Origin of the sequence: Microcoleus sp. A6-C6 (assembly GCF_036705955.1) — a bacterium.
Lineage (GTDB): Bacteria > Cyanobacteriota > Cyanobacteriia > Cyanobacteriales > Microcoleaceae > Microcoleus.
The window spans coordinates 49,038-75,194 of record NZ_JAUBVR010000008.1 but is presented as its reverse complement, the minus strand read 5'-3'; the positions used below and the strand labels follow the sequence as shown (position 1 = coordinate 75,194).

27 protein-coding genes are annotated in these 26,157 nt (G+C 47.4%); 5 read left to right on the top strand and 22 right to left on the bottom strand.

Going from position 1 to position 26,157, the window contains the following annotated elements:
- Positions 1-77: 77 nt before the first annotated feature.
- The 9 genes from QUB52_RS05660 to ebsA all read right to left on the bottom strand — a co-directional run bounded on the left by QUB52_RS05660 (position 78) and on the right by ebsA (position 7,099).
- Positions 78-1,448, bottom strand: a complete 1,371-nt coding sequence (locus QUB52_RS05660) for a diguanylate cyclase domain-containing protein (RefSeq protein WP_332972309.1) — start codon at positions 1,446-1,448, stop codon at positions 78-80.
- The gene (locus QUB52_RS05655; RefSeq protein ID WP_265238179.1) at positions 1,438-1,923 is read right to left on the bottom strand and encodes a response regulator; all 486 of its coding nucleotides are present in this window, start codon (positions 1,921-1,923) and stop codon (positions 1,438-1,440) included. Before QUB52_RS05655 ends, QUB52_RS05660 begins: the two co-directional genes overlap by 11 nt.
- A 305-nt stretch (positions 1,924-2,228) precedes the next feature.
- On the bottom strand, positions 2,229-3,209 hold the full coding sequence (locus QUB52_RS05650; RefSeq protein ID WP_332972308.1) for an SGNH/GDSL hydrolase family protein: 981 nt from the start codon (positions 3,207-3,209) through the stop codon (positions 2,229-2,231).
- A gap of 4 nt (positions 3,210-3,213) precedes the next feature.
- Positions 3,214-3,705, bottom strand: a complete 492-nt coding sequence (locus QUB52_RS05645) for a YajQ family cyclic di-GMP-binding protein (RefSeq protein ID WP_265238175.1) — start codon at positions 3,703-3,705, stop codon at positions 3,214-3,216.
- A gap of 3 nt (positions 3,706-3,708) precedes the next feature.
- Complete coding sequence (locus tag QUB52_RS05640; protein WP_332976125.1) at positions 3,709-3,888, bottom strand: hypothetical protein; 180 nt, start codon at positions 3,886-3,888, stop codon at positions 3,709-3,711.
- Positions 3,881-4,297, bottom strand: a complete 417-nt coding sequence (locus tag QUB52_RS05635) for an MAPEG family protein (protein WP_332970672.1) — start codon at positions 4,295-4,297, stop codon at positions 3,881-3,883. The genes QUB52_RS05640 and QUB52_RS05635 overlap by 8 nt, the downstream gene beginning before the upstream one ends.
- Positions 4,298-4,312: 15 nt before the next feature.
- Entirely contained in the window at positions 4,313-4,816 is a 504-nt protein-coding gene (locus tag QUB52_RS05630) for a DNA recombination-mediator protein A (protein WP_265238172.1), read from the bottom strand.
- Positions 4,817-5,082: 266 nt separating this feature from the next.
- A complete protein-coding gene (locus tag QUB52_RS05625; protein ID WP_265238170.1) occupies positions 5,083-6,180 on the bottom strand; it encodes a phosphotransacetylase family protein in 1,098 nt (365 codons plus the stop codon).
- 544 nt (positions 6,181-6,724) lie between these two features.
- Entirely contained in the window at positions 6,725-7,099 is a 375-nt protein-coding gene (ebsA, locus tag QUB52_RS05620; protein ID WP_265238168.1) for a type IV pilus biogenesis protein EbsA, read from the bottom strand.
- 712 nt (positions 7,100-7,811) lie between these two features.
- Here ebsA and QUB52_RS05615 point away from each other — a divergent pair.
- The 3 genes from QUB52_RS05615 (at position 7,812) to QUB52_RS05605 (ending at position 12,101) form a co-directional block, all read left to right on the top strand.
- Complete coding sequence (locus QUB52_RS05615; RefSeq protein ID WP_265238166.1) at positions 7,812-9,320, top strand: glycosyltransferase; 1,509 nt, start codon at positions 7,812-7,814, stop codon at positions 9,318-9,320.
- A 570-nt stretch (positions 9,321-9,890) separates the two neighbouring features.
- Positions 9,891-11,123: a succinate--CoA ligase subunit beta gene (locus QUB52_RS05610; RefSeq protein ID WP_265238164.1), complete on the top strand. Its 1,233-nt coding sequence runs from the start codon at positions 9,891-9,893 to the stop codon at positions 11,121-11,123.
- Positions 11,124-11,204: 81 nt separating this feature from the next.
- Positions 11,205-12,101, top strand: coding sequence for a succinate--CoA ligase subunit alpha (locus QUB52_RS05605; protein ID WP_332974889.1), 897 nt, complete (start codon positions 11,205-11,207; stop codon positions 12,099-12,101).
- 639 nt (positions 12,102-12,740) lie between these two features.
- Here the strand turns inward: QUB52_RS05605 and QUB52_RS05600 are convergent.
- From QUB52_RS05600 to QUB52_RS05570, 7 genes are all read right to left on the bottom strand, one after another.
- The gene (locus QUB52_RS05600) at positions 12,741-12,923 is read right to left on the bottom strand and encodes a hypothetical protein (protein WP_265238159.1); all 183 of its coding nucleotides are present in this window, start codon (positions 12,921-12,923) and stop codon (positions 12,741-12,743) included.
- A 67-nt stretch (positions 12,924-12,990) separates the two neighbouring features.
- Positions 12,991-13,635 carry a TMEM175 family protein gene (locus QUB52_RS05595; RefSeq protein WP_265238157.1) on the bottom strand — a complete coding sequence of 215 codons (645 nt, stop codon included), beginning with the start codon at positions 13,633-13,635 and terminating at the stop codon, positions 12,991-12,993.
- Between the two features lie 104 nt (positions 13,636-13,739).
- Complete coding sequence (locus QUB52_RS05590) at positions 13,740-14,483, bottom strand: SDR family oxidoreductase (RefSeq protein ID WP_332970669.1); 744 nt, start codon at positions 14,481-14,483, stop codon at positions 13,740-13,742.
- Between the two features lie 76 nt (positions 14,484-14,559).
- Positions 14,560-15,621, bottom strand: a complete 1,062-nt coding sequence (locus tag QUB52_RS05585; protein WP_332974890.1) for an NAD(P)-dependent alcohol dehydrogenase — start codon at positions 15,619-15,621, stop codon at positions 14,560-14,562.
- 134 nt (positions 15,622-15,755) lie between these two features.
- Positions 15,756-16,532 (bottom strand): SDR family oxidoreductase, encoded by a 777-nt coding sequence (locus QUB52_RS05580; protein WP_332974891.1) that lies wholly within the window; start codon positions 16,530-16,532, stop codon positions 15,756-15,758.
- Positions 16,533-16,607: 75 nt separating this feature from the next.
- Positions 16,608-16,964, bottom strand: a complete 357-nt coding sequence (locus QUB52_RS05575) for a cyclophilin-like fold protein (RefSeq protein ID WP_332974892.1) — start codon at positions 16,962-16,964, stop codon at positions 16,608-16,610.
- A gap of 169 nt (positions 16,965-17,133) precedes the next feature.
- Positions 17,134-17,562, bottom strand: a complete 429-nt coding sequence (locus QUB52_RS05570) for a (R)-mandelonitrile lyase (protein WP_265238146.1) — start codon at positions 17,560-17,562, stop codon at positions 17,134-17,136.
- Between the two features lie 276 nt (positions 17,563-17,838).
- Here QUB52_RS05570 and QUB52_RS05565 point away from each other — a divergent pair, with 276 nt between their 5' ends.
- A complete protein-coding gene (locus QUB52_RS05565; RefSeq protein WP_332974894.1) occupies positions 17,839-18,822 on the top strand; it encodes an AraC family transcriptional regulator in 984 nt (327 codons plus the stop codon).
- A gap of 5 nt (positions 18,823-18,827) precedes the next feature.
- On the opposite strand, the gene QUB52_RS05560 is transcribed toward QUB52_RS05565, so the two are convergent.
- Complete coding sequence (locus QUB52_RS05560) at positions 18,828-19,535, bottom strand: alpha/beta hydrolase (RefSeq protein ID WP_332974895.1); 708 nt, start codon at positions 19,533-19,535, stop codon at positions 18,828-18,830.
- A 272-nt stretch (positions 19,536-19,807) separates the two neighbouring features.
- Between QUB52_RS05560 and hpsL the strand changes: the two genes are divergently transcribed.
- Positions 19,808-21,472 (top strand): hormogonium polysaccharide biosynthesis protein HpsL, encoded by a 1,665-nt coding sequence (gene hpsL / locus QUB52_RS05555; protein ID WP_332967899.1) that lies wholly within the window; start codon positions 19,808-19,810, stop codon positions 21,470-21,472.
- Positions 21,473-21,675: 203 nt separating this feature from the next.
- Here hpsL and QUB52_RS05550 read toward each other — a convergent pair whose 3' ends face one another.
- From QUB52_RS05550 to typA, 5 genes are all read right to left on the bottom strand, one after another.
- Positions 21,676-22,122, bottom strand: coding sequence for a hypothetical protein (locus tag QUB52_RS05550; RefSeq protein ID WP_265238139.1), 447 nt, complete (start codon positions 22,120-22,122; stop codon positions 21,676-21,678).
- Positions 22,119-22,991 carry a ParA family protein gene (locus tag QUB52_RS05545; RefSeq protein WP_265238137.1) on the bottom strand — a complete coding sequence of 291 codons (873 nt, stop codon included), beginning with the start codon at positions 22,989-22,991 and terminating at the stop codon, positions 22,119-22,121. Before QUB52_RS05545 ends, QUB52_RS05550 begins: the two co-directional genes overlap by 4 nt.
- Positions 22,992-23,110: 119 nt before the next feature.
- A complete protein-coding gene (locus QUB52_RS05540; RefSeq protein WP_265238136.1) occupies positions 23,111-23,647 on the bottom strand; it encodes a hypothetical protein in 537 nt (178 codons plus the stop codon).
- 45 nt (positions 23,648-23,692) lie between these two features.
- Positions 23,693-23,848 carry a hypothetical protein gene (locus QUB52_RS05535; RefSeq protein WP_265238134.1) on the bottom strand — a complete coding sequence of 52 codons (156 nt, stop codon included), beginning with the start codon at positions 23,846-23,848 and terminating at the stop codon, positions 23,693-23,695.
- A gap of 308 nt (positions 23,849-24,156) precedes the next feature.
- On the bottom strand, positions 24,157-25,947 hold the full coding sequence (gene typA / locus QUB52_RS05530) for a translational GTPase TypA (RefSeq protein ID WP_265238132.1): 1,791 nt from the start codon (positions 25,945-25,947) through the stop codon (positions 24,157-24,159).
- Positions 25,948-26,157 lie beyond the last annotated feature (210 nt).

Genomic DNA, 26,157 nt, shown 5'->3' with positions numbered 1-26,157 from the left:
CCAGGATTAATTACAACTGGCGAAAAGTCCTGTCTAACGGCATAATTCCCCCTTCCTCAAAAAAACGCCCCGATTTTTCAACAATTTGTACTCCAGCGATCGCGCCCCTGTTGTTTCGCATCGTACAAAGCTTTGTCTGCAAAGGCTACCAGTGTATCTGGTTGAACTTCCAAGGTGGGTATGACTGAGGAAATACCCAAACTAACTGTGACGATTTCCTTCACGTCAGACTCTGCATGAGGAATCGCCAGATTGTGAATTTCTTCTTGAATGTTTTGTGCCACCTTAATCCCTCCTTCTAAATCCGTATTCGGGAGGAGTATCACAAATTCTTCGCCACCGTAACGCGCTGCTAAATCGGTGGGACGACGGACTACTTTTTGTAATGTTTGACCTATTCTAATTAAGCAATCATCGCCAGCCAAATGACCATAGTAGTCGTTGTAGGATTTGAATTTATCAACGTCCAATAAAATTAGAGAAAGTGGCTGATTTTCTCGCGCTAGGCGTTGCCATTCACTTTGAAGGCGATTGTTGAAACAGCGACGGTTAGCCACCTGAGTCAAACCATCGATATTTACCAGTTCTTCTAATTTTTGATTGGCATCTTGGAGAGCCAATTCTATTTGTTTGCGGGCGTTAATATCACGAATAGTAACAGAAAAACCATCTCCTAACTTAACTGCTACGAAGTGAAACCAGCAAGATTTTTCCGATTCATAGTAAAAATCCTGTTCTAAAGATTCCCCCGTCTCAACAATATTAACGAAGCGATTAAATAATTCTAGATCAATATTGTTCAAAAAGTTTTTTAGTACCAATTTGCCAATCATCTCTTCACTACTGCATTTAAAAGCTCTAGCAATCACGGGGTTGACAACTAAACACTCAAAATCCTCAATCTCCCCTGTTTCGGTATTACGAACAGCCTGCATTGCCGCAATACCATCAAGGGAACTATTCAAAACACTAGCCAGTAAAGCCCTCGATTGATACAGTACCTCTTCTGCTTCCCGGCGCTTAATATTTTCTTGTTCCAGAAGCTGTTGCTGGCGTTGAATGGTTAACTGATTTTCCAGACGCGCCACTACTTCTTCGATTTGAAATGGTTTGGTGATGTAGTCTATAGCCCCTGAATCAAAGGCGGTTACTTTGTCGAAGACATCATCTAAAGCACTAATGAAAATCACTGGAATGTGGCTAAAATCTGCATCGGCTTTGAGAGTTCTACAGACTTGATAACCATCCATTTCTGGCATCTTAACATCTAAAAGTATCACATCTGGTCGCTTTACCTTCACCGTTTTCATTGCCATTCGCCCACTGGTGACGCTGCGAACAGTGTAGCCGAGTTTGAGGAGCGCATCGCTTAGTAATTGTAGATTTTCTAGAAGATCGTCTACAATTAGAATATTACCTTTCTTTTCGATTTCCGAATTAAGATTCATTGCTTATTAGGGGTTCAACTAAATCAAGAATCTGCTCAAACTTAAATTCACTGGCAAGTTTTGTTAGGGATTTTATCAAACGAGTTTCTGTTTGAGGAATTTCTCCTACGACTTGTAACACGAGGTTAGTATTTGCCTCAAGTGCAGCTTCGTATAGTTGACTAATCCATTCTTGATTCATACAGCTTAAATCTTCCGATGTCAATGGGCTTTTTTCTGTATCATCCAAGACAGGAGATATTGTTTCTGCATAGATATATTTGACTCCCAAATGCTTAGCTAGTGCATCAAAAATACTGTGTTCAACGAAGGGTTTGCGAAGGAAGTCATCACAACCGGCTGAAAGCCCGATCGCCTTTTCTTCTTCCAACACACTCGCGGTTAAAGCAATTATAGCTGTAGCATTGCCTTTGGTGATATATTTGACGTATTTTGTGGCTTCGCCGCCATCCATCACAGACATCCTGATGTTCATCCCATCTTTCGGCAGCTAAATAGATCCACTTTAAAAAATGTAAAGTATAGTCCTAGACGCAGAAACTTGGTTTTTCATCGGCAGTCAGCGCCACAGGATTTACGTCGGTTAAGTGCGACCAACTTGCAGTAAGTGCGGGTAAACTTGAGACTAAAAGAGTCATGAATTTAGATATTTAAAATCAATTTCGATTAGATATTGCTACACAATTAAATTTTTTACCAATTATTGAAATTCGCCGATCGGGATCGGGAAAGGGCAATACCGTTTGCTTACAGACGATCGCGTAAAATATATGTGTGGCACTACTTTTCAGAGTTGGTATTAGTTAATGAGCAAGCAGCTAATTTTTTCTCAGTACACAACTGCTGAAAGACTAAATCTGCGATTGATTCATAGGCTGGGGCTGTGGGGTGTACGCCATCCCGAAAATAACTTTCTACCGTGGTTTTCGGCAATTTTGACCAGGCTACGTGAATGTCTATGACTGGAATTTTCAAAGCTTTTAGCCGATCGACAAACTCAGATTTAAACCTTGGCTGATTCGGTATCGGCAGTAAATCCGCTCGATCGCAAGTATACAACACAAACAACGGAATATTCTTAGCTCGCACCAAAGCAACTATTTGCTCAAATCGCTGCATATTTTCCCTAAACCGTTGTGATTCCGACACCGGCACTCCCGCCGCAGGAGAATTCGATACAAAAATACTTGACAATTTGGGGCTAACGTGTCTTTGAAACGCTTCTTGAATTGCCAATAACGGTTTGCGATTCGGCATCAGCGGGTCATTTCCCACCCCCGCGCTGCTGCTTGGAGGTTGTAGCAAATCGTGAGTACCAATTTGCAAAATCACAGCATCGCTTTCAAAAGTGCCAAACTTGCGAATATATCCCAATTGATTGCCAATTCCCCAAGAACCTGCAGAAGCATTCAGCACCTCAACTTGGTTTTTTATGCCCAACAAACGCGCTTCAAACAATTCTGGAATAGTTTCTTGCTGATCGGTGGTATTATTACCGTTGAGAACCGAATCTCCTATCATCAAAATTCTGAGAGTACCTTCAGGCTTTGCTGAATCGATTTGTTCAGATCGCTGAGAATATTGATTGTACTCAAGTCTATTGCCAAAGCGATATACAAGTTGATTTGGTGCAAATATATAGCCAGCATTGGCATCAGCTTGTAGCAAGGCAGGATTTCCGAATCCGAGCAAGCGCAAGGCAAGTTCTATAGCACTCAAAGAGGCGATCGCACAACTGACAATCCAATACTTAGCTTTCACCAATTTACCGGTAATTGTTAAACTGCAAAGCCACGGGATAATCTTCTTGCTTCAATCGTTGAATCACCAACTGCAAATCATCCTTATCTTTAGCAGAAACCCGCACTGAATCGCCTTGAATCGAACCTTGAATTTTTTTGAACTCATCGCGGATTAACTTAGTAATCTGTTTGGCGATTTCTTGAGTTAGTCCTTTTTTTAGTTTAATTTCTTGACGGACGCGGCTGCCGCTAGCAGGATCAATTTTGCCGTAATCAAAAATTTTCAAAGATAAATTCCGCTTGGCGGCTTTAGTTTGCAAAACAGTGTGAACCGCATCGAGAGTAAATTCGCTGTCGGTATTAACAGTGATTGATTCTTCGCCCAATTCTACGGTTGTTTTGGTATCTTTTAAATCGTAGCGGCTTTGAATTTCTCGCACTGTTTGGTCAACAGCGTTAACTAATTCTTGTCGATCGAACTCGCTGACAATATCGAATGAATAATTAGCAGCCATAAATTAGTAATTGGGAATTGGGAATTGGGAATTGGGAATTGGGAATTGGGAATTGGGAATTGGGAATTGGGAATTGGGAATTGGGAATTTAAAATATTCTTCCTTCTTCCCTCTTCCCTCTTCCTTCTTCCTTCTTCCTTCTTCCTTCTTCCTTCTTCTTTCTGACAACTGACAATTAGCCATTCACAGCCATCAAACTGATATAGAATAAAGAAACAGTGCAAGAAGAACTAATCGCAAACATGAGCGATCGCCCCAGAGGCACATTCAGAATATAGAAAACCGAAAACAACAACCGGGCTAGAGGAAAAGCGATCGCAGCCCAGCCCGCCGCCTCCGAATCTACTCCTGTCACAAAAGCCATCAAAGCCGCCGCTGAAAACAGCATAAACGTCTCAAACGAATTTTGGTGAGCCCAAGTTGCCCGCTGAGCGTAAGCAGGCAAGCTCTCAAACATAGCGCGAGGTGCTGCTTGATCGTAACCTAGCTGCAAGCGAGCGAGGGCAACCACCAAAAACGGTGCATAAACCAGCGCAGCAGCAGCAGCAATACAATCAAGCAGAATAACCGACACAGGCAATCCCAACAGCATCATCCGCCTCGCATTTCAATCAAAATAGAACAGAGTCACCACTTTGCGCTGTTCCTCCGCATCCTGGCAAGTTTTCAGCAAAGTGTGGCTTTCGTGAAAAGCAAAACAGATCAGTTGCTGACAGCGAGAAATAATCTCCTGGTTGCACATGGCGCTGGATTCCGGGAGAGACAAGCTGTCATTTTTGGGATTTTCTACCAAATGTATGACTTGTTCGAGCTGCTCGCGGGACTCCCGCGGCTGGCGGCTCATACTTTGTGGCAAAATCACTGTCAGCAGATTAGGATCTGCTCGCATTGCGCCCCGAATTGCGGCTGAATTGGTGCCTGTAGCCCCCGATGTGATGAGCTGGTTGCCTCCCAGAACTATGGCGTAGCTCAGCATCTCAATTAGCTGCTGGTGGGTAATAGGAACGTGGCGAGAACCCAAAAGAGCAATCCGCTTGGAGCTGGTTTGCTGGATTGCCGCAAGTTCTTGTAAAAAATCATCAACTCTGGGTAGCTCAATTGATTGACTCAAAGAATTTATTAAATTAAATAAAACTACGTTGTGGATTCTAGCAGACTCACTAGCCATTGCCGCCAAAAAGAAGTTAAGAATTCCTGATTTACGATATCTGACCAGAAATGGGGAGATTTGAGGAAGCCAGAAGGCAGAATGTCTGAAGGTAGAATTCAAGAAAAATTGAGAATTTAAGAACTTTTTATTTTATTTTTCCAATAAAAAACTCTCTTGGCCTTCTTCGCTCTGCCGAATAGCTTCTTCGCTCAGTTCGGGCTGCGTGCTTAATGGACTTGATCGCCCAAACCCAAGGATGCCATCATGCTCTTGAGGTCAAAGTGTTCTGCCATTAGCTGACTAACGCATTCCACCTTGATCGGTTCGTGCAGGCGCACGCTGCCAAAGGTGCTGTCGATAATTTCCACCGTGGTTAAGGTATCCAAATCAACAGACAAAACTGGAATTTCCATTTCTTCTGCCCTGCCAATCACGAGGGGAGAAGGAGGCAAGTGGCCGGTGAGAATTAAGCACTGAGTCGAGCTTTCCAAAGCTGCTAGCTGAATGTCGGTGCGATCGCCCCCGGTGACTACCGCCATATTTCTGGCTTTGCGGAAATACTTCATAGCTGAGCTAACATTCATCGCACCAATTGTCAAGGTTTCCACCATCAAGTCCAAACGGTCTCGACGGCAGAGGACATCAGCTTTCAATTGGTGCACCAATTCTTTGACGCTGACACTGCGCAGCAAAGCGCTTCTCGGTAGCATTCCCAAAACCGGAATGCCGCGACGCTCCAGAAAAGGCCGCACAGTCGCCGTGATGGATTCGAGTTTGTCCGAGGGAACGTCGTTGAGTACAACACCAGCCAAGCGGGAACCCAAACGCCGTTTAGCCGACAGCAAATCGTCTACATAAAGATCGATCGGGCGGACTACCAGAAGCACAGAGGCATCAACTACCTCAGCAATTTGAGCCAAAGACAAGTCAAACAGACTGCCTTCCTCCAAATTAGCCGGGCCTTCCAACAGCACCAAGTCTCCGCTGGGATCTTGCAAATATTGCGCCAGAGACTGGCGGTAATCTATCTTGTCTTCTCCGCGCAAACGCTTGTGAACCGTCTCTTCGTCCAAAGACAGCAGAGTTGACGGTATCTGACTTTCTGAGAGCTTCAGCGTCTCTACCGCAAACCGCACGTCTTCCTCCTCGGCTCCAGCTCCCTCCGAGCTGAAACAGGTTCCCAGAGGTTTGCCGTAGGCGATCGCCAGTCCTTGTTCCCGAAGTGCGAGGGCCATCCCCAGGGCGATCGCAGACTTGCCGCTGTAAGCTTTTGTCGAACCGATCAGCAAATATTTAGTCAATTTTGGTACGCCTTCTCTCCTCAATTTGCACCTGTCTATTTAAATAAATTTAGTTTATTCAACAGTATTTCAGCACGGCGAGTCAATTTCGCTATCCGATTATACTCGATTTTGTCGCGTTTGCGTAGATTGATTTTTTTGTGGAAACTTTTATTCACTTGTTCGCCACTCTTTTGTTCGCTTTTTTTTTACATTTTTTTTTCATATTTTTTTTGAGCATCGGTTTTCAATAACTATTTAAAATTGAACGAAATGCGAAGGTGCGATCGCACTTTAAAGCATCGCCCAAGGGATGCTTGATAACAATAAAATAACTCAGTTAGTCTTCCGGCTTTTGAAATACAAGGCTTACGCATGGGAGGCAAAAGACCAGGCTTATTCGTATATTTCTCATTACTAAACGCTAAATCTCGTAGAAACCAGGTTTCATCAGTCAGCGCGCGTAAATCCTAAAATAGAAATAGCGCACCAATAATATAATCTCGCCGTCCCGATGGGATTACATTATTAGTGCGCATTTTATGTAGCAATTAATTACAAACTTTGGAAAGCGCGGGTGCGGTGAAAATCACTCATCCATGCGCATGAGCTTCCGGTAAAACGTTTTAGAAAAATCGACGGTACGAGTCCGCTGAAAAGTCAAAAGTACCTCAATTAAGCAACTGACAAACTCCGAGCTTTGCAGAGTCACTTCGTAGCTGAGTTCAGCATTGCCGTCAAACAACACCCGACAGCGGGTCAAATCCATCGGCAGCGACGAGATATTCCAACTAGCGACAAAGGGTACATCTTCGCCGCCGTCAATTTTTCTTGCCCCCTCCAAGCTTTTGAGCTTGTAGAGGCCAATAGCGTGCGGCAAAAACTTGCGCTTGGGCTCTTGATAGAAAGGCGCGTAGACTTTCACTTCTTTGTCGTCGGCTGGTTTCAGTTGAGGAAGAGACATATTTCCGCATCCTGACAGTGGGTTGAGATCATCTGAAAAAACTAGCAGATATTCCTAGTCGATCGCAAGCAAGACTCTGTATATTTTGGATTTTGGATTTTGGATTTTAGATTTACAAGGCCAGATGAATCTGCTGAAGAGGCGAGTTTGAACGGGAGTCTAAAATTTGGGGTGGCGAATGCCTTAAGCCGTTGGCTGGTATCCGTTTTGGATGGGTCAACCCCAATACTCTATGCAATTCCAGTTTAGCAGTGCCGTACTCTTGGGCGAGTCCGCACAAACCTGCTCCGGTCAGCTTTCGACAAAAGCCCAGAAACTGGTACAGTGGATACTTATCAGAGAAATGGGTCTAAAACCCCGTCATAAGCTTGACGGCTTTGCGTTAAGATATCGATGGTCACTGACCCACCCGGATTTAAGATACTTCAAAACAAATAACAAGGTTGAAAGTCCTGTCAGAGTTGCGATCAGAAATAGGGGAAGCCGATCGGGCAACGGTGAAATCCGACCCTGGAGGCAAACAAGTATTTTGCTTGTGCAAAAGGAAAAAGTCGCCATAGGTCATTGGGAGACTCTAAACGGACGATGAGCGACTGTCAGACTATTTCGGTAGCAAGTTGCTGTGAAGCGTCAAGAATCACCGTGGCTTTGACGGACGGTGAGTATGTCAACTCTAAAATCAAAAACTATTGGTGGTTGAATCAAATAACCTATGCAGGAGAGTTCTTGGCCGGAAAACGACGATCGCAGCGAGCTTAACTTGGACATCCCTGATTTAGCGAAAGAAGAGCTCAAGAGTTTGACCTCGAACTCGAAGGTAAGCAAAATATTTGCCCTACCAGACATGGGCGACAGGGTGTTTGACGCAGAAACTTCATCAGAGCTCCCAGTTGCGGTGTCTGTGCCGGGATCTCCATCTTTTCCTCAGAATCTGTACCGGGGACGGCGGGGAAAAGCTGCCGCGGTGCTGACTGCGATTTGGGGAGGGACGATCGCCCTACACTTGATTTCTTGGGGTGCGTGGGTAGTGTGGGGGTTGACGGGACTGCTGTGGATGCAAGCATTGCGAGTTTTGTTTGCCCAGCCCAAGCCCGCACTGCCTCCTCTTGCCGATGAAAGTCGAGAGGATTGGCCATTTGTGTCGCTGCTGGTGGCGGCGAAAAATGAGGAAGCGGTGATTGCCCGATTCGTACAATCAATCTGCAATGTAGATTACCCGATCGACCGTTACGAAGTTTGGGCGATCGACGATCACAGCAGCGACAGCACAGCGCTGGTTTTGGAACAGCTAACCAAACAGTACCCGCAGCTCAAAGTATTTAGCAGAGGAGCAAATGCCAGCGGCGGTAAGTCAGGAGCCCTGAATCAAGTTTTGCCGCTGACTCGCGGTGAATTTGTGGGCATATTTGACGCCGACGCCACGGTAACACCGGATTTGCTGCGCCGGGTGCTGCCGATGTTCAATGCAGAACAGGTAGGCGCGGTGCAAGTCAGAAAAGCCATCGCCAATGCTGCGGTAAATGTGTGGACTCGCGGCCAAGAAGCAGAAATGGCTCTCGATAGTTTTTTCCAGCAGCAACGGATTGCGATCGGCGGCATAGGAGAATTGCGCGGTAACGGCCAATTCATGCGCCGTACAGCCTTAGAACGCTGCGGCGGCTGGAACGAGGAAACGATTACCGACGACCTAGATTTGACCGTGAGGCTGCACCTAGACCAGTGGGACATTGAATTTTTGGCTTCCCCAGCCGTGTCAGAAGAAGGAGTCACCAATGCTCGCGCCCTGTGGCACCAGCGCAATCGGTGGGCAGAAGGCGGCTATCAGCGTTATCTTGACTATTGGCGGCTAATTTTTCGCAACCGGATGGGAACGGGGAAAACTTGGGATTTATTTGGATTTTGGGTATCTCAATATTTCTTGCCCACAGTAGCGCTGCCTGACTTTTTGATGTCAATTGCGCTGCGCCGGATGCCTCTAGCCAGTCCGATAACTGTGATGACTCTTACCTTGTCGCTGGTCGGAATGTTTGTCGGTTTGCGTCGCACTCGCAAAGAGACGAAATTTGACATTAAAAGAGTTTTTGTCACCTTGCTGCAAACGCTGCGGGGTACTGTGTATATGTTGCACTGGCTGCTGGTAGGGATTGTGACGGCTCGGATTTCGGTGCGTCCCAAGCGACTGAAATGGGTTAAAACCGTCCATCAAGGCACTGCTAATTAGAAGGAAGAAGGAAGAAGGAAGAAGGAAGAAGACATACACGGCAAGCTTGAGCGCGAGCCGTATTTGACGTTTAATTAGGTGGATTTACTTAGCATCAATTGATAATTAGCTGGCAGAAATATCTCGGATCAGTATTGCCCAAAGTACGAAGATATAGCGGTTCTCAAAAAAGTGAGGATAGCCCAATGCCCAATGCCCAATCCCTCCGCTTCGCTTCGCCCAATGCCCAATGCCCAATGCCCAATGCCGTTCGCGTACCTGATCTTTCTGAGAAAGGCTATAAAACAACTACCAACCATCTCCCTACCCTGTCCCCGCGCGAGTCAACAGTAAAATTTTGCAATTAGTCGATCGCAAAACAAAAACTACAAAACAGCTTAATCAATAGGTGATCTGCTAGCAATACCGAATAAGTAATCGGCAACATAAAAATTTAAGATTAAAATTAAAAGATCAAAGCCATAACTTTTAAATTTTAACTTGACAAAAAGCTAATTGGTATCTATTAATTATGAATTACCAAGAACGACGAATTGCTTGTTGCAAAATACCCATCACTCGTTATTAAAAATGGATTTGTTAGAGTACCAAGCTAAATCTTTATTTCGCCAGATGGCAATTCCGATTTTGCCGTCGCAACGGATTGACAAACCCGCCGACCTCAAAGGGCTGAAAATTCCCTACCCAGTTGTACTTAAGTCGCAAGTGCGGGCTGGGGGACGAGGCCGGGCGGGTGGCATTAAATTTGTGGAAAATACGATCGATGCAGTTGCTGCGGCTCAAACAATTTTTAATTTGCCGATCGAGAATGAATATCCGCAAGTCCTGTTAGCAGAAGCCAAGTACAACGCTGACCAAGAATTGTACTTGGCTGTACTCCTAGACCCCATAGCCCGCCGCCCGGTACTTCTGGGTTCGAGACAAGGAGGTATGGATGTCGAACGGTCGATCGACCAAATGCAGCAAGTTGCCGTAGACCAGGAATTTTCGCCATTCTACGCGAGGCGTCTGATGCTGAAAATGGGATTGCAGGGAGATTTGATTCAATCGGTGAGTACCATTGTCGAGAAAATGTACCGGTTGTTTGTCGAAAAAGATTTAGATTTAGTAGAAATCAATCCTCTCGGCATCAGTCCAACGGGAGAGTTAATGGCTTTAGATGGTAAAGTCAGCGCCAACGACGATGCCTTGGGACGGCATCCAGACTTGGCCGCACTTTCGGGTGAAAGCCAAAGCAGCGGGTTGGTAGGGGACAGGAGAAATCCCTATGTGGGCGATGATCGCCGGAATTCTAACTCAAAGGCGCAGCAGTCGCCGTCGCAGTTTGACTCCAAATCTCAATCCCCAATCTCGAATTCCGAATCCCTGCAATTAATCGAACTAGATGGGAATATCGGGATTTTGTGCAACGGAGTCGGCTTGACAATGGCAACTCTGGATGCTGTAGCCCACCAAGGAGGAAAACCAGCTAATTTTCTGAATATGGGTTCCCTAGACCGCTACGATGCAGTAAATGCTTTGCGCGATCGCACGGATTTGGGTCTGGAGTTAGTCGCTCAGGATAAAAGCGTTAAGGTGATACTTGTAAATATTTTGGGCAGCGCTTCCAAGAGCGAGGAAATCATCGCGGCCGTAGTGGGCTATTTGGAACGGAAAGCTCGCGCCAACCGGCACATTCAAGTTGTGCTTCGCCTGGTAGCGATCGATGCTGATGCAGTGAAAAAGCGTTTGGGACAGTTGCCGGTGCAGCTAGCTAGAACTTTAGATGAAGCTGTGGCTCAAGCTGTATCATCTGCCAAGTAGCGAGAGTCGATCGGCAAAACGAGAACTCTGGACAAATCAAAGCCTTCTACTTTTTAAAGATCGAGTGTTAACTAGGAAAACATGAATTTAACTCCTGAAAGCAAAGTCCTAGTACAGGGCATTACAGAATCTCCCGCCTCAACCCGCGCCGCCCTGATGATGAAAGCATACGGCACTAATGTAGTCGCCGGTGTCAGTCCCGGTCGGGGAGGGCTGGATTTGGAGGGAATTCCGATTTTTGATTTGGTAGAAGAAGCCGTGGCGGCAGTAGGTCATATTGATACTACGGTAATTTTGGTAGACGCTTACTGGGTGCTGGATGCGGCTCTAGAAGCGATCGCGGCGGGAATTCGGCAAATCGCGATCGTCACGGAGGGAGTGCCTCCTCTGGATCTGGTGCGCTTAGTCAGAAAGGCAGAGGCCACGGAAACTTTGGTGATCGGGCCCAACAGTCCGGGGATTATTGTCCCCGATCAACTGCTGCTGGGAACTCACCCCAAGGAATTTTACACTCCCGGCTCGATCGGCGTAATCAGCCGCAGCAGCACTTTGACTTACGAAGTTGCCCTAGAACTGACTGAGGCGGGTTTGGGACAGTCGATGGCGGTTTGTATTGGCTGCGACGCGATTGTTGGTTCTTCTTTTATGCAGTGGCTGCAACTTTTGGACGAAGATGACAGTACGGAGGCGATGGTTTTGATCGGGGAAGTTGGGGGTTGGAGTGAACAAGCTGCTGCTTCTTACATCGCTTCGGCGATCGACAAACCTGTGGTTGCTTATCTAGCGGGCCGTTATGCTCCCAAAGGCCCGTCTTTGGGCCACGCAGGCATCCTGATCAGTTCTCGGGCTGCTGCCCAGAAAGCCTTTGGTGTGAAGGCCCAAAACAAAATGGCTGCCTTTGAAGAGGCGGATATACCCGTGGCGGCTCGGCCTTCGGAGGTTCCTAAGTTGCTCAAAAAATTGCTTAAGAAAAAATGATTGCTTCGGAAGTTACAGGCGAAGGAATAAGGAAGTTCGGCAACGGATTCGCTCCACGGATGTCACGGATGTCACGGATTTCACGGATTTCAGGAATAAGGAAGAATGCCATAAAAGTAGGCCTAGGCCTAGGGCGGGGGTGGGTTTTGTATCAAAATTGGGAAGCATCTCGTTTTTCTAAAAAGCATTTTTAGGAGTGCGAGCGGGACGATCGCTTGCTCCGTGTAAATGCAAAACTGAGATGCTCCCCAAAATTGTCTGCCGGAGGCCTCAACTACTGGCTCAACCATTCCCTAGGACACATTGTTGACATCCTCCCCGGCGTGAACGCACGGGGATTCCCAAACCTCACGATTTGAATTTCTGCTTCTTCGCAACTGCCTCCACCCTCAAAGAGATTTGGTCTTATGTTCGCTCCACAGACTAACCCCGCAAGCCCTGCGGTTTTTACGTGTCGAATACCAAACGGAATTCTTCTACGTTTTGATTCTAGGGATGTTTACCATTGCCCTATCCTCTTTTCCCGGTCTACCGATTTTGCTTCGCCGTCAGCACAAGGCTGAACTTCGCTCGTATAGGCTGTTTGGTCCATCGTCTCGGGTGGGTCGTTGACCAATTATATTGTAATATAAAGCCATCCTAAAAGGACGGGGTTTCTACCCAATTTTCTGATGAATGCCGATCGCGATCGACGACGGCTCCCAGAAGAGCGGTCATCTCCTGCGTGTCTTTGGGCGGGCCATCAGAAAAGCTCATTCCCATGCAGCCAAGCCCGATCGCCGAAACTTCTAAGTTGCTGTTTCCAAGTTTGCGCGTTTGCATTGTTTTGCTTCTTGATCTGGAATGATATGGAACTGATATTTTTCGCCATCGATCGCTCCCGCCGTTGTCACTCGTCTTCGCTGCGATCGCTGTTCATAGCGGAGTCGCCGGTGTGGGATAGGGTACTCCTGTGACCCCAGCGAGGCCAGAGATAGAAGAGGTTGAGAAAGATGAAGAGCAGCACCGCCAGCCAGGGCGCGACCAGCGCAACTACAGTGGCGATCGCGTAAACGATCGGCCCGATCAGGAACTGCCGTCCGATCTGCCGTGCCTTTTTCGCCGTGAGACGGGGGTCGAGCAGCCTATGCCCGTGAGCCGCGTACCGCCACATAGCGGTGACGAAGATACCAATGACGGTCAAGATCCCACTGTAGAACGCAGCGGCAATTGGCTCGTCCGTTGCCCGGTGAAATGCTTCGGCGAGTACCGCGGTTGGAAACGGCAGAAATGCGATCAGCATCAGATGGAGGACGTTCAGCAGCAACAGCGTCCCATCCACGCGGACGATGTGTTGGAACATAGCGTGGTGGTTGATCCAGATTGCGCCGATCACCAGAAAGCTGACCACGTAGGCGAGATAGGATGGCCAGAGTTGGAGAAGTTCTGCTCCAAGTGCCGTATTGGGTGGCGGCACTTTGATTTCGAGGACCAGGAGGGTGATGGCGATCGCGAATACGCCGTCGCTAAATGCCTCCAAGCGGGTGGTATCCACACTTACCTCCTCTGCGAACACTGGTTACTGTTGTCAAGTTTGCGCTTCTGCATAATTACTCCTTCGAGATGCGATCGCACTCAATCTAACTGCCAACACAATCCTTACCAAGGCTGCGCGGTTGGGCCAATCGTAAATTCGTTCACATTTGTGTCTTCTGGCTGGTCAATCGCAAACGCCACAACATTGGCTACTCGATCTGGTGAGATGCCATATTTCTTATACAAAGCTGTCATTTTTTCAGCCGCATCTTGGTCGGTAATCTGATCTAACAACTCAGTATTAATTGCAGCAGGGTAAATTGTCGCAGTCCGAATGTTAGTCCCCTCTTGAGCAGACTCCATGCGTAGAACTTCCATGAAATCGCGTACAAACCATTTCGTTCCACCATAGATCGCACCACCTGGATAGGCTTTTAATCCAGCAACCGATGAAGTTGCGATAATATGCCCAGACTTTTGGCTAACAAATGTTGGCAACACAGCAGCGATACCATTGAGTACACCCTTGATATTGATATCAACCGTTTGATTCCATTCATCAGTTTTCAATGCAGAAAGTGGAGAAGTTGGCATGATGCCAGCGTTCAAGAAAATAACATCGAGGCTTCCAAATGTTTCCTTGGCAAGGTTGACGATCGCAGCGTTATCAGATGGGTTAACTACATCCATCACTTGATAGACTGCTTGTCCGCCAGCTTTCCGAATTTCATCAACCAGTTGTCTTAGTTTGTCCTCGCGTCGCGCGCCTAGTACGACTTTAGCGCCTCTGCTTGCAAGCAATTTCGCACTTGCTTCACCAATCCCTGATGATGCGCCGGTAATAATCACAACTTTGTCTTTAATCATCTTAATTCCTCTTTTTGTTGAGTCACTACTGAGTTCCGCCTAACAGACTTGCCAATCAGCCGAGGTTTCACCGCAGTTATTCAGATTTAAGGGATGCCATATCGATACAGAAGCGGTACTTCACATCGGACTTGAGCAGTCGCTCGTAGGCTTCGTTGACCTTCTGGATGGGGATGACTTCGACATCCGCAGTGATGTTGTGCTTGCCACAAAAGTCGAGCATCTCCTGGGTTTCCGCGATGCCGCCGATGTTAGAGCCGGAGAGACTGCGGCGGCCCATAATGAGGCTGAATGCCGAGACATCTAGGGGGTTCTCAGGTGCGCCGACAAGGGTGATGTTGCCGTCGCGGGTGAGCAGGTTGAGATAGGCGTTGATATCGTGGTTGGCGGATACGGTATCGAGGATGAAATCGAAGCTGCCAGCGTGCTTCTGCATTTCGTCGGTGTTGCGGGAGACGACGACTTCATCGGCACCGAGGCGGAGTGCGTCTTCCTTCTTGTTGGGCGAAGTAGTGAAGACGACGACATGGGCTCCGAACGCATGAGCAAACTTCACACCCATGTGCCCCAGTCCGCCAAGACCGACCACGCCCACCTTCTTGCCCTCGGTAACACCCCAGTGACGCAGGGGAGAATAGGTTGTAATCCCGGCGCAGAGAAGCGGTGCAACTCCGGCGAGATCGAGGTGGTCGGGGACGCGCAGAACGAAGCTTTCATCGACGACGATGCTGTTGGAATAGCCGCCGTAGGTGACAGGAGCGGTCTTGTGCTTGTCCGGGGAGTTGTAGGTGAGGGTCAGGGAAGGGCAGAACTGCTCAAAGCCAGCTTTACACTGGGGGCAGGTTCCATCCGAATCGACCATACAGCCAACCGCTGCGAGATCGCCGGGTTTATACTTGCTAACTGCCGAGCCGACTTTGGTGACGCGACCGACCATCTCGTGACCGGGGACGATCGGATAGACAGTAGGCGCGATGCTGCTCCACTCGTTGCGGACGGAATGGATGTCGGAGTGGCAGACGCCGCAGAAGAGGATTTCAATCTGCACGTCGTGTTCGGTTGGATCGCGCCGCTCGATGTTGGTAGAGGACAGCGGTGATGTTGCACTGGCTGCGGAATAAGCTTTTGTGTTGTACATGAATTGATGCTCCTATTGGTTTACTTGTGGAACTGTAAGGCCGGGGGATTTTACAGCACTTAGCGCGTGGGTCGGAACAGAATCTCGTTCAGGTCCACCTCCTCCGGCTGGCTCATAGACGATCGCCCCGAACATCACTGCACCGTTTGGCCGCCGTCGATGACCATAGCGTGCCCAATGACGAAGGCAGCTCCGTCCGAGCACAGCCAGAGAACGGCCGCGGCGATCTCCTCCGGCTTGCCCATCCGTCCGATCGGCTCCTCCGCAATCACCTTTGCGCGCCCCTCGTCCGTGCCGCCGGTGAAGCGACCCATCATCGGGGTGTCGATGTAGCCAGGACAGACGGCGTTGACGCGGATGTTCTGCGCGGCGTAGTCGAGGGCCGCCGCCTTGGTCAGTCCGATCACGCCGTGCTTCGCGGCGGTGTACGCGGGGCTATTCTTGATGCCGATGATTCCTGCGCCTGATGAGGTGTTGACGATCGCGCCGCCTCCCTGCTTGAGGATCAGCGGGATCTCATGCTTCATGCACAGGAAAACACCACGGAGGTTGGTGTCTACGATCCGGTTCCACTCCTCCTCCTCATACTCCGCAGTCGGAGCTGGCTTCCTCGGCTCGATGCCTGCGTTATTGAAGGCGAAGTCCAGTCGCCCAAAAGCCTCAACGGTCTTGGCTAGGGCCGCCTTCACGTCCTCGGCCTTCGTCACGTCGCACCTGACGGCGATCGCCTGCCCGCCGAGTTCCTCAATCATGTGGGCCGTTTCTTGATTGCCTTGTTCTGCAATGTCAGCGACCACTACATGAGCGCCCTCACGGGCAAACGCCAGCGCCGTAGCTCGACCGATGCCGTTGGCTGCTCCGGTCACAAACGCAACTTTTCCTGTGTAGTTTCCCTTCTCGTTCGTCGTCATTATTTTTCTCCTTCAATTCTGTTCTGAGTTTCATGACCCATCGCAATAAATAGGGCGATCGGCCGATCGCCCTATTTATTGCGATTGAACAAGCTCGATTGTCACTTCTACAGAGCTAGGCACATTAAATGCCTCGATGCCACCATCTATTTTTCCGAGGATAACGAGTCCGTTTGCGTATCCAGAATCTCTATAAAACATCGCCAAATTCCCCCAGGGAGCGTAATAAGCAATATCTCCAACAGCAGGATCGCTGCCTGGGGGTGCATCTTCTGTAGATAATCTTTTTGGCAGATCACTGATTTTTTCGGTTCTCGCGTAATCTTCTAACGTCAGCGTTAATGGCAGCAGGGAAATAAAATCCCGAGTGGTTTTGCTGTCGATCAAAGTGGCTGTAACAACTTTGTCTTTGACCTTGATGTTTAGCTTCATACTGTCTGCTAGATTGATATTTCAGTCTGCATCTTCGACGAGGCACGACTCGGCACACTGTTGTCGGCACGACAGGCTGAGTAACTCAGGGACATCGCTACGGCGAAGACCAAAATCAGCATTCTCTTCTGACAGTTTTTCCCCTTGATGGGAAACCATCTCAAAAGCCTCAAGATTTTCCTTGATACTGCTCGTCGCTGACCTGTTCCATCCAGTCCACGGGCTTGCCGTCGAGCCATTCCTGAATGGCGATGTGCGTCATAGCTGTGGTTGCTGTGGCACCGTGCCAATGCTTCTCACCGGGCAAAATCTGGACAACATCACCGGGTCTGATGTCCTGAATTGGCTCACCCCAGAGCTGTACGAAACCGCAGCCAGCCGTCACAATTAGCGTCTGGCCCAACGGGTGGGTGTGCCATGCTGTTCGAGCGCCGGGCTCGAAGGTGACACTGGCGCCAGACGTGCGTGCCGGATCGTGTGCCTCGAATAGGGGGTCAATGCGGACAGTGCCGGTAAAATAATCGGCCGGCCCTTTGGCAGAAGGCTGTGAGCCACTTCTTTGGATGTTCATTTGGTTAATTCCTTCAATTGATGCCATTTTGGTTGCAGCCCAATCTTAGAGATTGAGCACTTAACACCTGCTCTATCGGTAGGGATGGATTTTTTAAGCAGCAGGGTTAGCCTTGATGTCCTTTTGGTTGTCAGTAGGCGAATCTCTGGCCCAATCAAGACTGAGTTTTCTCTTGTATAAAAGTCCAGACGCTTGCAAGAAGCCGGAATCGTTTTTTATTGCTTTAGCTTCATTCTAGGAACTCTCAGGGGCAAGCCATAGAACGATCGTCTAAGATTGTTGTACAATCCTGCAAACTTAGAAATGAACCCTGCTAAAACACTTGAAACGTCCGATCGGGATTTAATCAGCGACCCGCAGGCAAAGCGTGAGGCAGAGAGAGCGCAAGCCAATAGAGACGAACTGACTGAGCGGATTGCACAAGCAATTCGTCAGGATGGGACGATTGAGCCGCTGAAAGGATTGCACTTCAATCGCTCCTCTTCGCCTTCGGAGTGCATTTATAGTGTCTCTATCCCTGCCTTTTGTGCGATCGCTCAGGGCAGCAAAGAAGTGCTTCTGGGTAACGATCGCTATCAGTACGACCCGATGCACTATCTGCTGGCGACTGTTGAACTGCCGATTGTGAGTCAAATTCTTGAAGCGTCCAAGGCGCAACCGTACCTTAGCCTTCGCCTCGATCTCGACCCCACCTTTGTCGGTTCAGTCATGGTCGAGGCAGGGCATCCCTCAGCACAAAGAGGTGCCAATGTAAAAGCGATCGATGTCAGTCCGTTGGATTCAAATCTGTTGGACTCTGTAGTGCGGCTCGTCAGGCTTCTCGATTCCCCTGCTGAAGCTCATGTTCTCGCACCATTGATTAAGCGGGAAATCATTTATCGACTGCTGATGGGAGAGCAAGGTGGTCGGCTTCGTCAGATTGCAGTTCTGGGAGGCTCAACCCATCACATCGCTCTTGCAGTCGATCGACTTCGTAAAGATTTTAAGGAGCCGCTTCGGATTGAAAGCATCGCACGAGAGCTTGGAATGAGTGTCTCGGGCTTTCACCATCACTTCAAGTCTGTCACTGCAATGAGTCCCTTGCAGTTCCAGAAGCAACTGCGGCTCCAGGAGGCTCGCCGTCTGATGCTGGGGGAAAACCTCGACGCTAGCAGTGCTGCCTACCGTGTGGGTTATGACGATGCCTCCCACTTCAACCGGGAGTACAAGCGGCTCTTTGGTGCACCGCCGATGCGCGATGTGGAGAGGCTGCGAGAAGCTGTTAGGGAGACGGTTAGTTTAATATAATCTCCTTACCAGAGTCCTCTGACAGGGTTCGCAGGCTGCGGTGCTGGTGCTGGTAGGGGTGCGGGTGCGGGGCGACGCGCTGGAGGGGGGGTTGTTGGCGCAACGCTGCGGCGAGGTGCGATCGGACTTTCGGTGCGATTAGTTTCAGTTGTCCTCGTTGTCTCGCGCATCGAATCTTGAAGCAGGCTGCTCAGATTGCCGGCTAAACCCTGAATTTTTCCAACCGTGGCGGCAATGCTGGCAACATCTACGTAAACCTCCGGCAGAGGATACTTTTTCAGGATTTCTAGCAGCGACAGTTTACCGTCGTCGCCGGATGCCAGAATCACCGCAGCCCGCAGGGCTTTGCCGCTTTCTGTGCGGCGGTGAGTCCGAATTGCTTGACCGATTTCGTCTGTAATTTTTTCGCCTGGGGTGCTGTAAATTACCCGGGCCAGAATAGCTGGCTTTAAACCGATTTCTAGACTCATCAATCCCTGCAGCACTTGTGGGTCCATTTTGGAGAACCCGATAATTTGTTTGATGGTTGGTGTCGTCGTGCCGTTTTTTGCAAAGTCTTCTAAGTCGCTGATATTGATGGTTTGTGCGATCGGGCCAAATGTCAGGACAACTTTTTCTGCCCCGAATGCTCTACTGCTGCTGCTAGATAATATGCTCGCGCTTGCTCCTACAACTAGGGCAATGCCGATCGATACCAATTTTGTTAACTTCATATTCACTTTCAGCGATCGATTAAAATTATTTTTTCGAGATTTGTACATTATAGATGCAGCAGTTATATTCTACAAGGTCGCGAGTATAAGTTATGCCCGCCTCGCACCCACAATCTTGACCCAGATTTTTTCGAGTTCTGGACTTGAAGAATAAGTAACCACATCTACCGCAATATTTTTTCTTCTATTCATTCTACATTCTACCTCCTACATCAGATAGTCTGGTACACAAAAGTGCCTTCAGCCTTCTACATAAGTGCCTTCTAGAAGTTATGTTGAAAAACAAGCGCAAATCCAAGAAATCCCAACAAAAGCTCAGCGAAAAAACAACATCGCTCAGCAAAAAAGAAGTAACCGCACAAAAACGTAAAACTTCACAAAAGCGCAATGAATTAGCGCAGGCGATCGTCATAAGCTGCTTAATCAGTGCTATTGTCAGCATCCCCCTATTGTTCGTTACCCGCCCTAAGATTGCTATTGCTGGAGGCGCAGCCGTAGCCATTTTGCTGCTTTCCTACAAATACCCCCGTCAAGCTTTGTGGGCTTTTCTAATTTACCTGCCTTTCAGCGGTACAATTACTTACGCAATTGGCGGCGGGAATGCTGCATTTCAAGTAGCCAAAGATGCTTTCTACATACCAGCTCTCATCGCCCTAATTCAAAGCTGCAAAAAGAAACAGTTGCCCCTGTTCATTCCCAAACAAATGCTTTCTACCTTCAGCATCCTGTTGATGATGGCAATGCTGACTTTAATTTTTGTCAACGGGGAGATGCAGCTCCACCCTATGAAAGGCGACAAACCCATTCTGCAAGGAATTCTCGGCTTAAAAGTATTGATAGGTTACATACCGCTGATTGCTTGTACCTATTATCTAATCCGCACTAAGAAGGATTTGGTGTTTTTTGGTCGAATGCACGTAGTTTTGGCGATCGTTTGCTGCGTTCTTGGTTTGATTCAGTACCTGTTGTTGCAAAGTGGAAAATGCGCGGGAACCCGAGGCATGAGCGGAGAAGAATTATATAAAGCAACGCTGCAAGCTAGATGTTTTGTCGGCGGTTCTCTGGTATTCAGTCCAGAAGTCAAATTTATCCGCTTGCCAGGAACATTTGTGGCGCCTTGGCAGTGGGCGTGGTTTTTAATTGCTAATGCTTTTTTGACCTTTGCCTCTGCATTTTGTGACCCTTCATTCTGGTGGCGAGTTATTGGTTTATTTGGCATGGCATTAGTATTTGCCAATGCAGTTATTTCCGGTCAAAGAGCTGCTTTAGTTTTAGTTCCAGTTGCCACTGGCATCCTGCTAATTCTCACAGGTCAATTAGTTAATTTCAAACGATTTATTCCCATCGGTGCAGGACTGGCAATTCTGCTGTTTGTCGGTGCAGCAATTAACCCAGGAATTATCGAGCAGCGGTGGGAGAGTTTTGTTAACCGCTGGAATGCTGCACCACCCCAGCAGTTTTTCTTAAATCAGTTGGAGCAGAGCAACAATTTTATCATTGACAGACCTCTCGGTAGAGGTGTGGGACGAGCGACTAATTCCACGCGAATCTTTGGTTTCACGCAGCTAATTGAAACTTTCCATCCTAAGTTGATCTACGAACTCGGTTATCCGGGAATGATTGCTTTTCAAATCATGCTTTTACACTTAGCTTTTCTAACTTTTCGAGCTTACCGCACTGTGAAGGACAAAAATTTGCGGAGTTACGGAGCTAGTTTTTGGGTGTTTGTGGGATTTATTACGATCAATCCTCAATACTATCCGCTGGATGTAGATCCAGTATCGGTGTATTACTGGGTTTTGGCTGGGGCGATTTTAAAGTTGCCCAAAATTGACAAACAGGTGCAGGATGAAAAACACTTAGAACTTGAGGGACATGAATTGGAAGTTCACCAGCAATTTAAGGAGAAAAAGATTATTGCATCTGCTCCAATTTGAGTAAAGTTCTATCGAAAACGCTCTAATATCATCTCCAGTCGAACAAATACAATAATTAAGCCAGGTTGGTAGTGCGGGCTGTAGCCCGCAGCATAAAAGCGGACACCAAGACGCACTACGAGCCGTTTTTATTGTGTATGCGATTCCAGATCCCAGCTAGAAATGCAAATTAAAACCCATTTTTTCGATTCAGATACTAATTTTTAAAGCGTTTGTCGATCGATATGTCGCGACAGCATCAAACTCTGCTTAATTCTACCAATAATTAGCTCAAACATTTTTTTGCGGGACGGATTCTTGCTGCTCGGAGGCATCCCTAACTCGCAACACATCAAATTCAAGTCAGTTGCACTCATAGCCGACAATTTTTGCCTCACCTCTAGTTCATGACCCTTCTTAGCTTGCAAACGCAGTTCTTCATAAACTTCTAAAACATTTTCTGCCGATAAATTAGCAGGCTTATTCACATCAGCAACCGTAGATAATTGCGAATTTTTAGACCCAGCAGAAAGCACTCCCCGCTTAACTTGAGCCTCAATCCTGGTTAATTTTTTAGAAACCTCGCGCAAGATTTCCTTAAGTTCGCCAATTTCATCAACTAACCCCCCACTTTCTGAATCGCCAGCAGGCAAAATATCTTTTTTAATCATTTCAGATACTCCTCACACTCGCGCCACAGTTGCTCAAACTCTCTAACTAATTCTCGTGGCAGTTCTCCCTCATTAATCGCCCGCTTCAACCCAACACTTTCCCGAATCGTCGATTCTAAAAATCTCACTTCTATGTTATTGTCTTTTGAGATTTCAGCGCAAAGTCTCTTGACTTCTCTCATATAAAACTGAACTTCATTTGTCAGCAATCCTCCATAAATTTTAGCTTTATTCATAAACACGGCAATCTTGGGAAACGGGTAAGGCTCAATCCGTTTCTGGAGCGAGTTTAAAACTAAACTCAATCCCCTAGAACCAAAATAATCTGGATTGACGGGAATTAATATTAAGTCGCAACAAGAGAGTACGCTGTAGGTGAGGAGACTGAAGGAAGGCGAACAGTCAAAAAGCATCAAGTCGTATTTGGGGAGATTGGGAGAGTTGGCGATTTTGCCACTGAACTGGCGGATAAAGTCTTTAACACTTTTCCCCTCAAATCCATCCAAATCTAACCAATACAATTCTTCAACTGAAGGGATAAAATGCAACTGTTCGTCAATCTGATAAATCGTGTCGAAACCCACGGGAAATTTAAAGTTTTGTCCGGCTTTTTTAAAGACTTCGAGGGCGTCGTAAATTGTGAGTCTGTGCTTCAGAGATTTTTCGTACCACTTACCAAATTTATCCTCTAAATGACCTGTATTTTCGTTAAGCCCGATCGCTTCTGTGAGGGACATTTGCGGGTCTAGGTCTAACATCAAGACTTCTAAGTCTGTTCCTTGGGATATAATATTTCCCAGACTCCAAGTTACGGTGGTCTTTCCGACTCCGCCTTTGAAGTTGATTACGGCTATGGATTTAGGACTCATGGCTGGGCTTGCTTTAATTTTGCTCAAATATAAATTAAAACATATTGTGGCTGTTAGTCGATCGCGCGATCGAGATCCTAAATTTGCTAAACTACAGTACAAGCATATTGAATTTAAGATCAATAACGTTCATGAATTGATTTACATTCCCAAAAAAATCTAGGCCCAACCGTCAAAACTTGTTCTGTTGGCATGAACAATTCCCAATAGGGAAGTCCAGAATCATCTTGGAAATCTGGCTGTAAAATTAGTTGGTAATCACCCTCAAAAACTAGAGTGATACTAATATTATGAGTATCAATCACAAAATCAATCAATTCTTTATTTTCCAATTGCTGCAAAACTTTTTTGACAGCATCTATTTCTACCTCATCTATTTCTGCATCTATATCTACTGGCAAGGAAGAAGTTAAGATTCGATCGCCTTGCTTGAAAACCCAAGGTGTTGCCCTTGCGCCAAATTGCCAACTACCTTTGCATAGATGTGCTAGTTTTGGGTGAGTATAGGCAGACATCTCACCGAAATCTAGCCGTAATTCATCCCCATAACTAAATATAACCTGATGACAAATTTCTCCGATAATTGGTTTAGTAATGACTGAAATAATTTGCTCGATATTTGGCTTCTGATTAGCAATAGATGTTTGAATAGCCATTTAAATATCCTCTAAAAATTCTTTTGCTTTCTGGCGGAGTTCGACCTAAGTAAAATCGCCTCTACGGTTTAAAGTTCCACCATAACCATTTTTCTTTTCTTCCTCAATGAATAAACCAAAAGCAATCCTTAATTCACCTCCCATCTTAAACTCCCTAGCGATCGCATCAATCTGTTTAATATCGCGTTTTCTACCCATCATTATTATCTGCTAAAAGCTCTTGTAAAATTTCTGGCGTTAAGCCTCGCTGCGTTGCCCTGTCAGAAATTTCTGCCCTAACCTGGGTTAAAGTTTTGTTGTGTAAATTTTGTATAAAAAACAATTGAATAATCGAACTTAACTCTTGCTAAGTCTTAAGACTAGCTTCTTCAAATGCTGTCTTAATATTGTCATCAACTTGAATCGTAATTATTGGTATAGACCTTAAAAATAGTTGATAGTTGACAGTTGATAGTTGACGGTGAGATTTTTAGGATGGGGATTTATACCCCACCCTAAAAATCTTTTTTTTAGCGTTTGACCAACTTCTTGGACAACTTCCGCAAGCGAATTGATTTCGGTGTTACTTCCACCAATTCATCCTGACCGATGTATTCCAAAGCGCGCTCCAAACTCATATCGACTGGTGCTTGCAATTGCGCCAATTCTTCACCGCCAGAGGCGCGGTGGTTTGTTAACTGCTTCGACTTGCAGATATTGAGTTCCATGTCTTCATCTCGGTTGTTTTCTCCGATAATCATCCCTCGGTAAACCTTGGTTCCAGGGGTAATGAAAAATACGCCACGGTCTTCAGCATTTTTCAGTGAATAAGTAGTTGCAGTTCCTTCTTCAAAGGAAATTAATACTCCGTTGCGACGGGCGATAATTTCTCCACCGAGGGGGCGATAGTCGAGGAAGCTGTGGTTCATAATTCCTGCGCCGCGAGTCAAGCGCATAAACTCGCCTCGGAATCCAATCAAACCGCGAGCGGGGACTGAAAATTCGATTTGGGTGCGACCGGTGCTGCTGACGTGCATATCTTGCATTTCTGCTTTCCGCTGACCGAGGCGTTCGATGCAGCCGCCGACTGCTTCTTCGGGTACGTCTAATACCAAACATTCAAAGGGTTCGCAGGGACGACCGCCGACTTCGCGGAAGATTACTTGCGGTTGAGATACTTGGAATTCGTATCCTTCGCGACGCATATTTTCGATCAAAATGCCGAGGTGGAGTTCGCCACGGCCGGATACGAGGAATTTGTCGGGAGATTCGGTTTCTTCGACGCGCAGGGCGACGTTGGTTTGGAGTTCTCGCATTAGTCGATCGCGAATTTGACGCGATGTGACCAAACTACCTTCTTGACCGCAGAACGGCGAATCGTTCACCGAGAAAGTCATCTGCAAAGTCGGTTCGTCTACCTTGATTAAAGGTAGCGCTTGTGGGTCGTTGGGACAGGTAATTGTCTCGCCAATATACGCATCAGCAAAACCGGCAACGGCGACAAGATTACCAGCAGAAGATTCTGGGATATCAATCCGCTTCAGGCCTTCAAAGCCCATCAATTTGGTAATTTTTGATTTGACAATGGCGCCGCTTTCGGTGATTAAGACTGCTTGTTGACCGATTCTAATCGTGCCGTTGTGGATGCGGCCGATGACGATGCGACCGACGTATTCTGAGTAATCTAAGGTGGTTACTTGCAGTTGTAGTGGCTTGTTGGGGTCGCCGATCGGGGGCGGTACGTGGTCTAGGATTTCTTCAAACAGCGGTTTCATGTCCACTGCTTCGTCTTCCAATGTTTTTTTGGCAGTGCCGTTGAGCCCGGAACCGAACAGATAGGGGAAGTCGCACTGATCGTCGTCAGCGCCGAGTTCTAGGAACAGATCCAAAACTTTATCGACTGCTTTGTGGGGATCGGCTCGATCGCGATCGATCTTGTTGACAAAGACGATCGGGCGCAGTCCCTTTTCGAGGGCTTTTTTGAGTACGAACCGGGTTTGCGGCATCGGGCCTTCGTTGGCGTCTACGATCAGCAAACAACCGTCAACCATGCCGAGCACTCGCTCGACTTCGCCGCCGAAGTCCGCGTGTCCGGGGGTATCGACGATGTTGATCAGGGTTTCTTTGTATCGGACAGCGGTGTTTTTGGAAAGGATGGTGATGCCACGTTCGCGCTCGATGTCGTTGGAGTCCATGACGCAATCTGGGACTTCTTCCCCTTCGCGGAAGACCCCGGACTGTCTGAGGAGAGCGTCCACAAGGGTGGTTTTGCCGTGATCGACGTGAGCAATGATGGCGACGTTGCGAATGGGAAGACTCATAATGCGTCCGAGACGTTAAACGGATTTAACTAAAGATTTCTTAATAATTGTAGCGCATGGAGTCAAGGGGCGATCGGGCTCTGCCGAATTGACATTTTGCCTGAGCTACATACGCCAGCATTATTACCGAGCTTAGCTACCATAAACACCACTGTTCGCGATCGCCCATTTGATCGAGCATTTAGGAATTTGCCTAGAAATAAAATCCCA